This is a genomic window from Corynebacterium sp. 045007 (assembly GCF_040743205.1).
Lineage (GTDB): Bacteria > Actinomycetota > Actinomycetes > Mycobacteriales > Mycobacteriaceae > Corynebacterium > Corynebacterium jeikeium_D.
Window position 1 is genome coordinate 142419 of the sequence record NZ_JBFLKW010000003.1, and the last position, 15953, is coordinate 158371.

Annotated in this window: 10 protein-coding genes; 3 read left to right on the forward strand and 7 right to left on the reverse strand. The window is 58.2% G+C overall.

Annotated elements, in window-relative coordinates:
- Positions 1-55: 55 nt before the first annotated feature.
- Positions 56-538: a 30S ribosomal protein S16 gene (rpsP, locus tag AB1Z34_RS02980; RefSeq protein WP_038628648.1), complete on the reverse strand. Its 483-nt coding sequence runs from the start codon at positions 536-538 to the stop codon at positions 56-58.
- A gap of 298 nt (positions 539-836) precedes the next feature.
- Between rpsP and AB1Z34_RS02985 the strand changes: the two genes are divergently transcribed.
- Positions 837-2987, forward strand: a complete 2151-nt coding sequence (locus AB1Z34_RS02985; RefSeq protein WP_069358774.1) for an acyltransferase family protein — start codon at positions 837-839, stop codon at positions 2985-2987.
- A gap of 16 nt (positions 2988-3003) precedes the next feature.
- On the opposite strand, the gene ffh is transcribed toward AB1Z34_RS02985, so the two are convergent.
- Positions 3004-4617 (reverse strand): signal recognition particle protein, encoded by a 1614-nt coding sequence (gene ffh / locus AB1Z34_RS02990; RefSeq protein ID WP_048735500.1) that lies wholly within the window; start codon positions 4615-4617, stop codon positions 3004-3006.
- A gap of 605 nt (positions 4618-5222) precedes the next feature.
- On the opposite strand from ffh, the gene AB1Z34_RS02995 reads away from it, so the two are divergent.
- Positions 5223-6077, forward strand: coding sequence for an intestinal mucin (locus tag AB1Z34_RS02995; protein ID WP_367157863.1), 855 nt, complete (start codon positions 5223-5225; stop codon positions 6075-6077).
- Positions 6078-6558: 481 nt separating this feature from the next.
- Entirely contained in the window at positions 6559-7275 is a 717-nt protein-coding gene (locus AB1Z34_RS03000) for an intestinal mucin (RefSeq protein ID WP_076773670.1), read from the forward strand.
- Between the two features lie 167 nt (positions 7276-7442).
- Here AB1Z34_RS03000 and ftsY read toward each other — a convergent pair whose 3' ends face one another.
- The 5 genes from ftsY to AB1Z34_RS03025 form a co-directional block, all read right to left on the reverse strand.
- Positions 7443-9002, reverse strand: coding sequence for a signal recognition particle-docking protein FtsY (ftsY, locus tag AB1Z34_RS03005; protein WP_049171536.1), 1560 nt, complete (start codon positions 9000-9002; stop codon positions 7443-7445).
- 47 nt (positions 9003-9049) lie between these two features.
- On the reverse strand, positions 9050-12544 hold the full coding sequence (gene smc / locus AB1Z34_RS03010; RefSeq protein ID WP_367157864.1) for a chromosome segregation protein SMC: 3495 nt from the start codon (positions 12542-12544) through the stop codon (positions 9050-9052).
- 88 nt (positions 12545-12632) lie between these two features.
- A complete protein-coding gene (locus AB1Z34_RS03015; protein WP_367157865.1) occupies positions 12633-13949 on the reverse strand; it encodes an ammonium transporter in 1317 nt (438 codons plus the stop codon).
- Between the two features lie 255 nt (positions 13950-14204).
- The gene (locus tag AB1Z34_RS03020) at positions 14205-14486 is read right to left on the reverse strand and encodes an acylphosphatase (protein WP_367157882.1); all 282 of its coding nucleotides are present in this window, start codon (positions 14484-14486) and stop codon (positions 14205-14207) included.
- Positions 14476-15936: an alanine/glycine:cation symporter family protein gene (locus tag AB1Z34_RS03025; RefSeq protein ID WP_367157883.1), complete on the reverse strand. Its 1461-nt coding sequence runs from the start codon at positions 15934-15936 to the stop codon at positions 14476-14478. The genes AB1Z34_RS03020 and AB1Z34_RS03025 overlap by 11 nt, the downstream gene beginning before the upstream one ends.
- Positions 15937-15953 lie beyond the last annotated feature (17 nt).

Below are 15953 nucleotides of genomic sequence, written 5' to 3' on the forward strand. Positions count from 1 at the left end.
TCTTGAAGTATAAGGTAGCGCCCGGATTAGCTAAGCGGCGTACTCAGCGTCCTTATTACTCGGCGTCCTCGGAAGCCTCGGACTCAGCAGCCTCAGCCTCGGCAGCCTTTGCGGCCTCCTCAGCTTCCTTAGCAGCCTTAGCTGCTTCCTTGGCCTCGCGGCGCTTAGCGGTGATGGCCTCAGCGGACGGGCCATTGTTGGCCTCTTCCAGAGCCTTGTTGAACAGCTCGAGCTTGGTCGGCTTCGGCTCAGCAACCTTCAGAGTGCCCTCTGCACCCTCGAGGCCCTTGAACTTCTGCCAGTCGCCGGTGACCTTCAGCAGAGCCAGAACCGGCTCGGTCGGCTGTGCACCGACGCCCAGCCAGTACTGAACGCGCTCGGAGTCAATCTTGATGATCGACGGCTCTTCCTTCGGCTGGTAGATGCCCAGGTTCTCAATGACCGCACCGTTGCGACGGGTACGAGCATCAGCAACGACGACGCGGTACTGAGCAGTACGAATCTTACCCAGGCGCTGCAGCTTAATCTTGACTGCCATGAGGAGTTCCTCTTTCTTCTATGTCACTGGACAATACTTATGCATCCGAGCTCACGAGTAATTACTAACGAAGTGCCTCGGACCGGTTTTGCCCTTGGGATATTTACACTGCGCGTGACCACCGGGCGGCCGTGGCCGGATCCGATGAATTCGCAGTCGTGCCTCAGCTGAGGATTCTCATTGAGACAACTCGAGGTATGTTACCAGCAGTTTTTGGAAATTAACAAAACTGCGCACTCGAAACGCTGCATACCCACTAATGCTGAACGTCGTTGACAGTGCGGTAACGTAACATTCTATGAAAACCACCGGCACCCAATATAGGTATGACTTGGACGGACTACGGGGCATTTCGATTGCCCTCGTAGTCCTTTTCCACGTTTACGTCGGCCGCGTTTCCGGTGGTGTGGACGTATTCCTCTTGCTCTCCGGGTTTTTCTTCTTCGGCGCGCAGTACCGCAATGCCATCAACCCCAGGCAGTCCATCAATCCGTGGTGGAGTATCTGGCGCACGCTGCGTCGCCTAATCCCGACACTGGTGCTGGCCCTCTTCGCGACAACCCTGTTTGTCATTTACTTCATTCCATCGCTTCGCACCATCGACATTGCCCAGCAACTCCGCGCCAGCCTGCTCTACTACCAAAATTATGAACTGGCACTCCAGGGCTCGGACTACGCTGCCGCAGAGAGCGAAACTTCCCCACTGCAGCACCTGTGGTCAATGTCGGTGCAGGGCCAGTTTTATCTCGGCTCCATTTTGCTCATCTCCCTACTCGCCTGGATGACGCGCTCACCCCAGATTGTCGGCGCGGTCACCTCACCGGTGGAGGCGAAGCGCACCGACGCTACCGGCGGTAAACTCCGCCGAATCCTCACCCCTTTGCTGGCAGTTATCACTCTCGGCTCGCTTGCCTATGCCTTCTATATGCACTCCGAAAACCAGGGCTGGAACTACTACTCCACTGTCAGCCGCCTCTGGGAGCTCTGCCTCGGCGCACTACTCGGACTGATTCTTGTCCGGGGCTCCATCCCCATGCCCAAGCCTCTTCGAGTGCTGTTAGCCAGCATCGGCCTCGCACTGGTAGTCTCCACCGGTTTCATCTTCGACGGCGCCGCGCAGTTCCCAGGCCCTTGGACCCTATGGCCCCTCGGTGGTGCTGCGCTGATTATTATCGCCGGCCCTGAGGCGGGCTGGATCTCCAAGTTCCTGGCCAGCCGCCCAATGCGCGAAGTAGGCCAGAGCGCCTACGCGCTCTACCTGTGGCACTGGCCTCTTCTCATCCTGGCCATAAACTACCTCAACCGCGATACTCCGGGGCTGAAACTTGGCACCACAGTGATCGTCGTTTCCTTTATTTTGGCCAAACTCACCAACAAGTATGTCGAGCTGCCGCTGGCTCAATCGACTCGCCGACCGACCCGGACTCAGCCCGTCGTTGGCGATGCAATCCACGCAATGAAGCATCGTCGCCCGGCTCGTCGTCTAGCGGCAGTCGGCACTGTTGTCGTCATTGCGTTGGTCGGCATGTCCAGCCTTGTCAACGTGCAACAGGTGCGCGTCGATCGCGCCTCCGCCACCAGCCTAGATCCAGAGGTCTATCCAGGTGCACTCGCGCTTACCGACGGGTACGAGGTCCCCAAGGCAGCCACAAAGCCGAATACCGATTTCATCACGGACCTTTGGCCGGAACCTGCCCTCGATGGCTGCCTTGCGACAGGCGGTGAGGACGTCGGATACTTCCCGCCGAATCGCCGTTGGCGCGATGAGACCCAGCCGTGTGTCTACGGTGATGCAGATGCTAGTGAATCGATTGTCATCGTCGGCGGCTCGCACATGGAACATTGGTTTGCCCCGATTGATGCCTACGGCAAAAACAACGGGTACCGAGTGGTGGTTCTTCTCCGACAAGGCTGTCCAGCGACCTTAGAACCGATCCACGGAGTCGGCGATATCTGCGTGGCCTGGACTTTCGAGGCTCTGCAGAAAATTGACGAGATTCAGCCAGAGATGGTTTTCACCACTGCAACCAGACCCTTGTTCCAGGCGGACCCACCGCAGCCCGGCGACTACACACCGGATGGTTACGTTTCGTTTTTCGCTGCTCTGCAAGAACGCGGAATTGATTTCTTCGCCATCCGCGATAACCCATGGGCGCTACGGGAGGACTTGGACCAATTCTCCCCCAGCGTATGCGAAGAAGCGGAAGAAGACTGCACTATCCACCGCAAAACTGCCCTAAATGCAGAAAATCCCGCTGAGGAGATTCTTGCGAACTTCCCCAACGGGCACAGTCTAGATTTCTCCGACATCTTCTGCGGTCCGACCACCTGCCGTAAAGTTATTGGCAATATCTACGTCTACCGCGACAGCAATCACATCACCGATGAACTAGCGGCCACTTTCAGTCCTGAAATGGACCGCCAGATTCAGAAGGCTCTGCGGGACTAGCTACTTCTAGTCCCCGCTACTTCTTGCCCTGTCCGAAGTCGAGATTGTTGAGGTCAAAGTCCTCCATACCTTCTGGCAGCTGATTACCCATCTGCTTCTGCAGCTTCTGCAGTTCAGCCATGCTAGGCATACCCGGCATGCCCTGCATACCTGGCATTCCAGGCATACCGGGCATTCCGCCACCGCGCATTGCCTTCGGCGGCGTTGGACCACGGTTAGCGCCCTTGCGCTTATTCTTGCCCTTGCCCTTTCGACCACGCTTGGCCTTGCGGTTCGATGGGCGACCACCGCCCATACCAAATCGGCCGGCCATCTGCGCCATCATCTTCCGCGCCTCATTGAAACGCTCGATGAGCTGGTTAACCTCTGAAACGGACACACCGGAACCGTTGGCGATACGACGACGTCGTGAAGCATTCAGAATCTTCGGATTCTCGCGCTCTTCCGGAGTCATACCGCGGATAATCGCCTCGATGCGGTCAAGCTGCTTTTCGTCGACCATTTCCGCGGCCTTGGACATTTCCGCGCCGCCGGGGAGCATCTTGAGGATGTTGCCGATTGGGCCCATCTTGCGGACCATCATCATCTGCTCGAGGAAGTCCTCGAGAGTCAGCTCACCGGAACCAATCTTCTGGGCGGACTTGGCAGCCTGCTCATGATCGATTTCCTTGGAAGCGACCTCAACCAACGTCTTTAGGTCACCCATCCCCAGGATGCGGCTGGCCATACGGTCTGGGTGGAAGACGTCAAAGTCCTCCAACTTCTCGCCCGTGGAGGCGAACAGAATCGGCTTACCGGTGACCTCACGGATAGACAGTGCAGCGCCACCGCGCGCGTCGCCATCGAGCTTGGTCAGTACAACGCCGGTGAAGTCAACGCCGTCTCGAAAGGCCTTGGCGGTCTCTACCGCGTCCTGACCAATCATGGAGTCGATGACAAACAGAACTTCATGCGGGTTGATGGCATCGCGAATATCGCGGGCCTGCTTCATCAGAACCTCATCGATACCCAGGCGACCTGCGGTATCGATAATCACCACATCGTGGCGATGCTGGCGAGCATAAGCGAGGCCACGGAACGCGGCGTCAACTGGGTTGTCCTCGCTGGTGCCCATCTCATGGGTGGAATCGAGGCTGGTGCCCGGGAACGGTGCGAAGCACGGCACGCCTGCACGCTCAGCGACAATTTCCAGCTGCTGCACCGCGCCCGGACGCTGCAGGTCACAGGCGACGAGGACCGGAGTGTGCCCCTGATCCGTGAGGTACCTGGCCAATTTACCGGCCAAGGTGGTCTTACCAGCGCCCTGCAGACCGGCCAGCATGATAACCGTTGGTGGCTGCTTCGACATATTCAGCCGTCGAGTCTCGCCACCGAGGATGTTAATCAGTTCCTCATTGACGACCTCAATAATCTGGTTTGCCGGGTTGACAGTCTGGCTGCCAATAATTTCGTTAGCGCGTTCCTTGATGCGCTTGATGAAGGTACGGACAACCTCGAGGGAGACATCGGCTTCCAGAAGAGCCAGCCGAATCTCGCGGGCGGTGGCGTTAATATCCGCCTCAGTCAGGCGGCCCTTCCCGCCCAGCCCCCGCAGGGCACCCGTCAAACGATCGGAAAGAGACTCAAACAAGTTTCCAGCTCCCCTTTTGCCTTGTTTTTTCTTAACTGTTCTACTGTACCCGCTGGATACTCCATTTGGCACATATCTACAGCTTCGCCTATCGACAACGATTGCAGCCCACCCACCCTAAATGCCCCGATTCGGGTGTAACCAATAGGAAGTAAAAAATAGCAATAGGATGAAGCTCTTTTATTCTCACGGACGTTAGATTACTGTTCGTTATTTTAACGTGACAATTAAACGAGCCTCCAGATATGAATGCCCTACTGCATAAAGAACGTTTATCCAACCCAGCTACCACCAGCTAGGTAACAGAAAGATAACGCCAGTGGCTAGCTTTTGCTAAGGGCACCCTTAGTAAGAACCTCCCCCGGAATGGTGTAAGCCAAATAGCAAACCGGCGGCATTGCAGCAGGTCAAAGCACGCCACTGCGCACCTGATGTTATTCCTATAACTACCTCCAATGCCATTCATATATCAACCAGTTTATGGTTAATCATGAACCTAGTTAACCGCAGTTGGCCTGGTTTTATTTTCCGCCGTGCACGATGAGGGATGAACGGCGAAATCATATTCATTGGTCTCTGACCGTTTGACTCCTTGAGAGGTTTTCATGAAGAAGTTCACCACGGCTATCGCCGCCGCTGCCTTCTCCGCCAGCATGATTGCAAGCGCAGGCACCGCTACTGCACAGATTCCGGACTCAATGCCGACCGAGTGCCCCGCCGGCCAGCACTTTGAAAACGTCGGAGGCACCTTCCAGTGCGTCGCAGACCAGCCTGAGCAGGATTCCACTGACGGAATTCCGGCCCCAATGCCGGACAAGTGCCCAGACGGGCAGCACTTTGAGAACGTCGGCGGAACCTTCCAGTGCGTCGCGGACCAGGAAGCTCCTAAGCCCGAAACACCGGGCGACAATGAGTCCCAGCCGGGCGACCTGGGAAACCCAGGCATTTCTGATAAGCAGTGCCCGGAGGGCGAGCACTTCGACATGAGCAAGCCAGTCCCAGGCAACCCGAACGTCTTCGGTGTCTGCGTCAAGGACGAGGCGAAGCCGGACACTGACAAACCAGGCACGGACAAGCCGGACGCTGACAAGCCAGGCAAGGACGACGAAAAGCCGGGTAAGCCGGGTAAGGACGGCAAGGATGTCAAGGTAAACGTTGACATCAAGATCTCTGCTGAGTGCAAGAACGAAAACAAGTGCACGAAGGAAGAGAAGAAGGCCAAGGAAAAGGCTGAGAAGAAGGCTTCCGAGTCCAAGAAGACGACCTCTTCCGAGAATGTAAAGAAGGTTTCGGACTCCAAGAAGTCTGAGCACAATACCTCGGAGTCCAAGAAGGCTTCTTCGACTCAGAACACTGGCCTGGCAGCCACTGGCGTTGACGCCACCACCCTGGGTGGAGCCGCTCTGGTTCTCCTGGTCGGCGGTGTCGCCGCTACCCGCATCGCCCGCAAGAACCGCTAAGAAGCTTAGGGTTCTACCCCGCTAACGAAACATAAAATGCTCCTGATGCCAATTCAGCATCGGGAGCATTTTTGTGCGTCACACCTCCGAAAAGTCATAACGTCTAGAGCTCGAAGCATAAAACCCACAGGTACCGATTTTTTACCAAACCTCTACGCTCGCACCCGCCTCTCGCCACCCCGACACGATCAGATGCCAAGCTTCGCTAGCGAAGACAGAAAAGCCTCCCCGCCGAGTGAACAGTGACGAGTTCTAAAGATGCTCCAACCACAACGGGTGTACACACTCAGCGTTGTAAATATAAGTTCCCGCTTTCCCTTACTGGGACTTGGACGAGTCAACAATTTCGATTTACCCCCTCCCCAAGCTCACGTCACCAAAGACTGTAATTAGTTATTAGAATCAAAAGTGTGAACAGTGTTCCCCCCCCCTTAAGCCCGTTGATTACAGGGCTTTCCTATAGACATTGTGAGGTCTCCAAATGAAGAAGCTCTCTTCGACCATGGTGGCCGCTGCCTCTTCAGCCGGCATGCTCATCGGCGTTGGCGCTGCCACCGCACAGATTCCTGACCCCGCCCCGTCGGAATGCCCCGCCGGTCAACATTTTGAAAATGTTGGCGGTACTTTCCAGTGTGTAGATGACGCTGCAAATCCGGATCCAGGAGGTTCATCTAACGATGGCATCCCACCGGGCGTTGAGGACACCCAGACCTGTCCCGACGGTTCCCCGCGTGACATGAGCAAGATTGACCCGGCAACCGGGGCTTACGGTGCTTGTGGCACTTCAGATGATTCCGGCCCAACTCCGGAGCCTGATGAAGATGCCCCAGAAAATGACGGAATTCCGCCGGGAGTCGACGACACCGCAACGTGCCCCGACGGTTCCCCGCGTGATATGAGCAAGATTGACCCGGCAACCGGAGTCTACGGCTACTGTCCGACCTCCGATGACGAAACTCCGGGCGACGACGAGAACCCAGGCGACGAACAGCCTGGGGACGACGAGAAGCCCGGGGAGGAAAAACCAGGCGACAAGCCCGACAACCCTAAGAATGACGGTAAGAAAACCGGGACCAAGAACACTGGGCTAGCAGTCACTGGTGTTCAGGCGACTGCCCTCGGCGGTGCCGCTCTTGCACTCTTGGTCGGTGGCGTGGCAGCTACCCGCCTCGCACGCAAGAATTCTAAGGATTCCTAGCACAACTCTCCGCTAGATTCCTAGCACCTCAACATTAAAGGCCCCGGAGCCCCGCGTATCCTCTACAGAAATCTACGCGGTGGCTCCGAGGCCTTTATTTTTGCCGGGGGCAACGGGCGACGCTGTACTCACCAATCGATGGAAAATTCACTCATCGATGTTAGTTACTATTTGCGGCCGCCGAGCAGTGCGTCTACGAAGCTCTCCGGCTCAAACGGCGCCAGGTGGTCAGCACCTTCACCAAGGCCAACCAACTTCACCGGCACACCGAGCTCGTTTTGCACCTGGAATACAATGCCGCCCTTCGCGGTACCGTCCAGCTTGGTCAGGGCAACGCCGGTGATGTCTACTACATCCCGGAACGTACGAGCTTGCAGTAGACCATTTTGGCCAACCGTCGCGTCCAAAACCAGGATGACTTCGTCAACCTGAGCCTTCTTCTCCACCACGCGCTTAATCTTGTCCAGTTGGTCCATCAGACCGACCTTGGTGTGCAGGCGGCCGGCGGTGTCGATGAGCACCACATCAGCGCCGGACTCGATACCGTGAGCAACTGCCTCAAATGCAATAGAAGCAGGATCGGCGCCTTCAGCGCCGCGAACGGTCTCCGCGCCAACGCGTCGCCCCCAGGTCTCCAGCTGGTCGGCTGCAGCAGCACGGAAGGTATCCGCTGCGCCGAGAACAACACGGTGGCCACCGGCGACCAGTACACGAGCCAGCTTGCCCGTCGTCGTGGTCTTACCTGTGCCGTTGACACCGACTACCAGAATCACTGCGGGCTTGCCCTCGTGCGGAAGTGCGCGGATGGAGCGGTCCATCTCAGGCTTGCACTCCTCAATCAACACCTCACGCAGCAGGGCGCGCACTTGCTCTTCCGTGCTCACCTTCTGGCTGGCAATACGCTCGCGCAGCTTATCGACGACACGCTGCGTCGCAGCCGCACCGAGGTCAGCCATAACCAGGATGTCTTCAACCTCTTCCCACGCGTCCTCATCAAGGTCACCCGCGCCCAAGATGCCGAGCACAGACTGGCCAATTGCATTCTGCGACCGTGACAGACGACCGCGCAGGCGGCCCAGACGTCCCTCAGCCGGGTCGATGGAGTCAATCTGCTGTTCTGCTTCTGGCTCTGGCGTCGGCTCCGGCGCAGCTTCCGGCTCCGGCTCTGGCGTCGGTTCTGGTTCGGGAGTCGGCTCCGGCTCCAGCTCCGGTTCAGGAGCAGGAACTACCTCTACCTCAGGCTCTGCTTCGGGCTCTGGTTGTGGTTCCGGCTCGGGCTCTGATTCCTCTTCCCCGGCCGTTGGCAAATCGATTGGGATTTCCCGCATTACGCGGTCATAATCCCCCTCCATTTCGGTGGGGTTATCCGGAATAACCAGTCGACCTTCTGGTTTCAGCAGTGAACCGTCCGGCTGATCGGCAGGTATATCAGCCTGCTTTTCCTCTGGCTCCGGGGCCTGCTTTTCAATCGGCTTTTCCGCCGGTTTCGGCATCGGTTTTTCAACCGGCTGCTTCTCGCGGGTATCAGTCCCACCACCGGCCGGAGCGAAGTTAAAACCACTAGTGGCCTGGTAATTTCCAGACTTCTCCTGCTGGGTGAGTTCCTTAGTATCTTCCTTCGCAAAGGAAATGCGCTGGTTCTTCCTGCGGACATAGCCCACAACAAAGAGCAGCGCGATAATAACGACAATCGCGACGACAAGGAGTATCCACTGAGTTGGAGTCATAACTCTCATTATGCAGTATCAACGACTCTTCCTCACTTACTCCGCGCTTACTCCGCTCCTGTCGACGGAGTTGCGGATGCCGGTGACATTCGCTGCGAGATTACTCGAGTCACACCATCGCCCCGCATGGTCACGCCGTAGAGCACATTCGCAACGTCCATTGTTGGCTTCTGGTGCGTAATGACAATCAGCTGACTGGTCGCGCGGAGTTCCTCGAGCAGCGCAATAAGGCGACGCAGGTTAACGTCGTCAAGCGCGGCTTCCACCTCGTCGAGTACGTAAAAGGGACTCGGGCGCGCGCGGAAAATAGCGACGAGCATTGCCAGCGCCGTCAGCGACTTCTCGCCGCCGGAGAGCAACGACAGCCGCTTAACCTTTTTGCCCGGCGGGCGGGCTTCAACCTCGATACCTGTCGTGAGCAGGTTGTCCGGCTCGGTGAGAACCAGTCGTCCGTCGCCGCCCGGGAAAAGCGTTTGAAAGACCGCGGGGAATTCTGCCTCGACATCGTTCCACGCGTCTGTGAAGAGCTGCAGGATCGTGGCATCGACTTCCTCGACAACATCGGTGAGGTCCTGGCGGGCCTTGAGGACATCATCGAGCTGCGTGGATAGGAAAGAGTAGCGCTCCTCCATCGCCTTATACTCCTCCAGCGCCAACGGGTTGACGCGGCCGAGCACACGCAGATCCTTCTCCGCCTGTTTGAGCTGCTTCGTCACGGCTGCGCGGTCGAAGTTCTCATCAGGAGCAAAGTCCGCGAGCAGGTCATCGACAGACAGCCCCAACTGGTCGACGATGCGCTCTGCAGCCTCGGTCACGCGGACCTGCGCCTGCGCACGGGCGATGTCGCCCTGGTGCGCGGAATCCGTTAGCTGTGCCAGCTCACGTTGCGCCGTATTCGCCTCCGTCCGGGCCTCTGATAGTGCCTGCGACACCGTCTTCTTCTGCGCCTCGGCATCGTCGCGATCGGCCTCTGCCCTCGCCAACGACACGTTGACCTTCGCGTGCAAGTCCTCAGCCAGCTCCGCGACAACTTCTGCCAATTCGCGCTGGGCAACCTTCGCCATCTGCGCCTGCTCATGGCGGGCCTTCGCTACGCGCTCCGATGCAGCCTGGCGACGGAGCCGCTCGGCCTTGCCTCGTACACTCGACAGTCGCTCCTCTGCCGTACGCAGCGACAGACGCGCCTCTGTTTCCATGGCGCGCACAGCCGTCAGCGCCTCCGAGGCACGGTCACGTTCGCTTGTCGACGGTTCCCCCTCCTCGGGGTCACGGTCAACGCGAGCTAAGCGGTCTGCGACCTCCGCCAACTCCTTCTGGAGCTTCGTTACTCGGTCCGCGGCTTCGGCTCCGCGCTGCTCAGCGCGTTCGGCATCATGCACCACGCCGGACAGCTGCGCTGTGGCCCGAGTTCGGGCATCCGTGAGGACCTTCATACGACTCTGGTGTTCACGCAACGCAGCACGGGCGGCCGCCGCGTCCGTGCGGCGGTCCTCTTCTTCGGCCTGCGCACCGGAGAGCACACCACCGAGGTCACTCAAACGCACCTGTGCTTCTGCTAGTTCTTCGCGAGTCTTAGCAATGTCGGCGGCGATTTCCACACCTGATGCAGTGCCACCAGCACCGCCAGCTACCCAACCAGAGCCACGCAGCACACCATCGCGGTCAACAACGCGCAGTCGAGTATCCTGGGTCACCAGCTCACGGGCGACGTGCTCGTCGTCGCAGGCCACGACATCAACGAGCAGAGAGGTCAACGAACCCGAAAGCTCCGCGGGCACTGTCACATGATCGAGCAGCCAGGATGCCTGTGCGGGCAGAGTGATGTCCAAGCGCCAAGAGTCGGATGCATCCGCAGAATTGATAACAACGGCACTGCCCTTGCCCGTGGCCACCAGCTCGTCGATAAGCGAATCTCCACTGCCCTCGCTGACCAGTGCTTCGGCGGCCGCGCCGAGGGCGGCAGTGAGCGCTTTTTCCCAGCCAGCGTCGACATCGATGACTTCAGAGAGAACGCCGAGCTCGTGCTTTTCACGTAGCCACGCGGTGCCGTCGTTGGCAGCGGCGGTGCGGGCGGTCTCCAGAGCTTCGATGCGGGCGGAAAGACCTGAGACGCTGCGCTCGAGGTCGCGCTCGTCAGCGCGGAGTTCTTTCAACCGTGTAGAGGCCAGCTCTGCTTCCCGGTTGGCCTGTTCATAAGCACTCTGCAGCTCGGGACCTTCGAATTCGGCCTCGGCTAGTTCCTGCGCGGCGTTTTCCACAGCTTCGGTGGCATCGGCACGGCGTTCGTCGGCCTCATTGGTTTGCTCGGCAAGGCGTGCAGCTTCGGCTTCGGCGGCTTCCAAGCGGGTGCGCAGAGATTCTTCTGCGGAAATGAGACGAACCACGCCTTCGCGACGGTCGGCGATTGCGCGAACGGCCGCGAGGTGCTCCGCTTCGGCTTCACGGAAAGTCTCCTCGGCGTCGAAGAGCGTTTCGCGAATTTCCTCCAGTTTCTCGCGGGCCTCTGCCTCAGCCTCAGCAAGCATGGCTTCTTCGGTCGCGGCGTCGTCGGCCCGCTGCTCCAGGAAGTCCGGGTCTGGGCCTACCCACGGCGCGACGGAGTGGTCGGCCGCACGATCGGCGGCGATGCGGGCCGTCGCTTGAATACGCTCACCGAGTGCGGAGAGACGGAACCACAAATCTCGGGCAGCATCAGCTGCTGGAGTGATGTCTTCCAGTTCCGCTTCAAGCTCTGCAGTGCGCTCAGCGGCAATCTCGGCTCGCTCAGTGGCGGCCTCCACCTTTTCCTCAATGAGCTTGGCTTGACCAGCAATGTCATTGAGGCTGTCCTGCAAATCCACAAAATCCGCAGCGGCCAGGCGCAACTTGGCGTCGCGCAGGTCCGCCTGCACAGTCTGGGCGCGAGAGGCGGCCTCAGCCTGACGCTTCAGCGGTTTGAGCTGACGGGAAAGCTCACCTGTCAGATCCTGCAGACGGTCGAGGTTAGCCTGCATCGACTGGAGTTTGCGCTGCGCTTTCTCCTTGCGGCGGCGGTGCTTGAGCACACCCGCTGCTTCTTCGATAAACGCACGACGCTCCTCTGGCCGCGACTCCAGAATCTGCGAAAGCCGGCCCTGGCCGACGATGATGTGCATCTCGCGGCCAATACCGGTGTCGCTGAGGAGCTCTTGGACATCCATGAGGCGGACGCGAGAACCGTTGATTTCGTACTCACTTGCGCCGTCGCGGTACATGCGACGCGTGACAGAGACTTCCTTATATTGAATGGGAAGTGCCCCATCGGAATTGTCGATGGTAAGAGTAACCTCCGCGCGCCCCAAGGGCTTTCGCCCGGAGGTACCCGCAAAGATGACATCTTCCATTTTGCCGCCACGGAGGGTCTTGGCGGAATGCTCACCCATAACCCACGCGAGGGCATCGACGACATTCGACTTTCCGGATCCGTTCGGGCCGACAACTGCGCAGATGCCGGGCTCAAATTTCATCGTCGTCGCCGAAGCGAAGGATTTAAAGCCCTTCAGAGTCAGCGATTTCAAATACATGGGGCAATATCTTACCCGTAGTTACGGTTTGGAGCTGAATTACCCCAAGCACTCACTCATTTACACAGCCTTGTTTACACGGCGCCGTTTACACAGCCGCCTGCTTGGCCGACGTGTAGGCCGACTCACCGTGCTGAGCGACGTCAATACCAGAATGTTCCTGCTCGCCGTGGATACGCCAACCGACGGTTGCCTTCAGGACTCGGGCAATGATGTACGTCAGCACGCTTGAGAACACCGCTGCGACGACAGCAATAATGACCTGGATGGCAAACAACTTCAGGCCGTCGATGCCACCGCCGGTAAGCAGTCCGCGATCATTAGCCAGCAGGCCAACACCAATCGTTCCCCACATAGCTGCAACCAGATGCAGACCAACCACATCCAGGGTGTCATCGAAGTTGAATTTGTACTTTAAGCCCACTCCCCAGCAACCCAGCGCACCGCCGATATAGCCCAGAATGATTGAGGTCACTGGGTTCATATCTCCTGCGGCCGGAGTAATAGTCACAAGCCCTGCGATGACACCCGAAGCGGCGCCCAGCGAGGTGGGATGTCCATCACGAATACGCTCGAGTGAAATCCAGCCGAGCATCCCCACGCACGCTGCCACCGTCGTATTCAGCCATGCCAGACCAGCGACACCGTCGGCCGCAAATGCCGAACCGCCGTTGAAGCCGAACCAGCCGAACCACAGCAGTGCAGCACCCAGCATGACGAGTGGCAGATTGTGCGGGCGATGCTGGCTGCCATCGATAGACTTGCGCTTGCCGACGATAATCGCCAGCACCAACGCGGCGGTACCAGCAGCAATGTGCACAACCGTACCACCAGCGAAGTCAATTGGAGCGATCAATGCTTCACCGTCAGCGGTCCCAAACAGCTTTGCCGAAAGGCTCTCTGCAGAGTGGCTCAGCAGGCCACCGCCCCAGACCATGAAGGCCATTGGGAAGTACACCAGCGTTGTCCAGAAACCGACGAAGATCAACCAGGTGGAGAACTTCACACGTTCAGCCAGCGCGCCGGAAATCAGCGCCACCGAGATAGAGCAGAACGTGAGTTGGAACCCGATGTCGATGATGTTCGGGTAACCATTTGCACCCGCAATGTAGTTGCCGTCGCCATCCGTGATTGAGTTACGCAGTCCGAAGAATTCGAATGGGTTGGCAAAAACACCACCGATCGACTGCGATCCGTAGGACATCGACCAGCCCCACAGCACGTAAATGGCACCGACAACGCCGACAGCACCAAAGCTCATCATCATCATGTTGAGCACCGACTTCTGTCGCGACATGCCGCCATAGAACAGCGCGAGCGCCGGTGTCATCAGCAAAACCAACGAAGCCGAAATCAGCATCCACGCTGAGTTTCCCGACTGTGCAATTACTTCTTCAGGCGTCATATGTGCCTCCCCTGTCTGTCAGTAGGTAGTTATTAACTTAAACCACCCGCATTGCGTATTTACGTATTCTTTTTCTCGCTTGCGTATTTTTTGGCGATTCGGAAGCTCTTCAGCGCCCCAATTGACTACCTGGAGACACGAAAAAATCCCCCGCCAACTGCGTAAAAACAACGACGCAGAGCGAGGGATAGAACGTATTCGAATTTTTCGGATTCCTACACCGACATGGGGGGAGAGAAGGCAGTTGGCACCCGCTTAACGACGGTCAAATGCGCTCAATGCACCCTTCGGTTCCTGCCATAACGGCACCACTGCCGTCACATCGCCCGGAGTATTCGGCCCCTCAAGCCAAGCGAGCAAACTCTCACAGTCTGCCCGTTGCCCTTCAGCAACAACTAACACCCGACCATCCGGGTAGTTCTGGGCATAACCGACCAACCCCAACTCCAGAGCCGTCGCGCGGGTGTACCAGCGAAAACCAACACCTTGAACACGACCGTGTACCCACGCGGTGAGGCGGACGTCGTTAAACAACATCGGACTCACGCACTGTCATCGGGTCGGAACCGTCCCAGCACTCGATCTTGTCGTGGCCGCGGACGTTAGGCAGATCATCGCGGTGGAATACCGGATTGAGCCCCTTGGACTTCTGCTCGGAGTAATTCTTTAGTAGGGCGACAGCTACGCCGCCCAGCGGCAGAATGGCGATGATATTGATGGTGGCCATGAGTGCGGAGAAGGTGTCCGCAAGCGACCAGACCAGCGGCACGGAACCGACAGCTCCGCCAATAACGCACAGGATGACCAGCACGCGCACGGTATTCAGGACAGCCTTGCTCTTAGACAGGAATGGGATATTTGCTTCGGCGTAGTAGTAGTTACCCACCAGGGAGGAGAACGCCAGGAAGAAGATGATGACCGTAACCGCGTGGATTGCCCACGTGCCCACCTGCGCCGACAGCGCGGCCTGAGTCAGCGCGGTGCCCTCTGCATCGCCGCCGAAAGTAGGGTCGGACAGCAGGATGATCACTGCGGTGATGGTACAGACGACCCAGGTGTCGAAGTAGACACCCATCGTCTGGATGAGACCCTGCTTGACCGGGTGTGACACCGACGCCGTCGCCGCCGCATTCGGAGTGGAACCCATACCAGCCTCGTTGGAGAACAGGCCGCGGCGAATACCCTGCATCATGGCAGTACCGACAGCGGCACCGGCAATCTCGCGGATACCGAAGGCGTGCTCAAAAATCAGCTTGATCATGCTCGGCACCTCGGTGATGTTGAGAGCCAAAACAATCAGGCCGAGGATAATGTAGGCGACGGCCATAATCGGCACGACGATCTGCGTCACCGCCGAAATACGCTGCACACCACCGAAGATGATGACGCCGGCCAAGATTGCCAGCACAATGCCGACACCGAACTTAAAGATCGGCGCGTCTTGACCGGTCGACTCCGCCACAGCCGCCGTAATCGAGTTGGACTGCACCGCGTTGAACACGAAACCGTAGGTCACCGTGATAGCGATGACGAACAGCGAGGCCATCCAGCGCCAGTTCTCCCCGAGCCCCTTGGTGATGTAGTAGGCCGGGCCGCCTCGGTAAGAGTCCTTATCCCGCACCTTGTACAGCTGTGCCAGCGTAGACTCCACGAAGCTGGTTGCGCCACCAATCGCGGCGAGCAGCCACATCCAAAACACGGCGCCAGGGCCACCGGTGGTGATCGCCACCGCCACACCTGCGACGTTTCCGGTACCCACGCGTGAGGCCGCCGAAATTGTAAAGGCCTTAAAGGCCGAGATGCCCTTGACACCTTCAGAGATATCAGAGGGCTTTTCAGTGATGGCCCTGAACATCTCCGGGATGTACCGGATCTGCACCATGATGGTCCGCCAACAGAAGTACAAACCTGTACCAACTAGCAGAACAATCATGAACAGCCAGTACTTGTCATTCCAAGCATTTACCCAGTCGGTTGCTTGCTCCATGAAACTCATAAGGAAAT

Excerpts from the sequence above, each read along its gene's own strand:
- AB1Z34_RS03020 (WP_367157882.1), bottom strand. The coding sequence starts at position 14,486 with ATGTTGTTTAACGACGTCCGCCTCACCGCGTGGGTACACGGTCGTGTT.
- AB1Z34_RS02995 (WP_367157863.1), top strand. The coding sequence starts at position 5,223 with ATGAAGAAGTTCACCACGGCTATCGCCGCCGCTGCCTTCTCCGCCAGC.
- AB1Z34_RS02985 (WP_069358774.1), top strand. The coding sequence starts at position 837 with ATGAAAACCACCGGCACCCAATATAGGTATGACTTGGACGGACTACGG.
- AB1Z34_RS03025 (WP_367157883.1), bottom strand. The coding sequence starts at position 15,936 with ATGGAGCAAGCAACCGACTGGGTAAATGCTTGGAATGACAAGTACTGG.
- smc (WP_367157864.1), bottom strand. The coding sequence starts at position 12,544 with ATGTATTTGAAATCGCTGACTCTGAAGGGCTTTAAATCCTTCGCTTCG.
- AB1Z34_RS03000 (WP_076773670.1), top strand. The coding sequence starts at position 6,559 with ATGAAGAAGCTCTCTTCGACCATGGTGGCCGCTGCCTCTTCAGCCGGC.
- ftsY (WP_049171536.1), bottom strand. The coding sequence starts at position 9,002 with ATGACTCCAACTCAGTGGATACTCCTTGTCGTCGCGATTGTCGTTATT.
- rpsP (WP_038628648.1), bottom strand. The coding sequence starts at position 538 with ATGGCAGTCAAGATTAAGCTGCAGCGCCTGGGTAAGATTCGTACTGCT.
- AB1Z34_RS03015 (WP_367157865.1), bottom strand. The coding sequence starts at position 13,949 with ATGACGCCTGAAGAAGTAATTGCACAGTCGGGAAACTCAGCGTGGATG.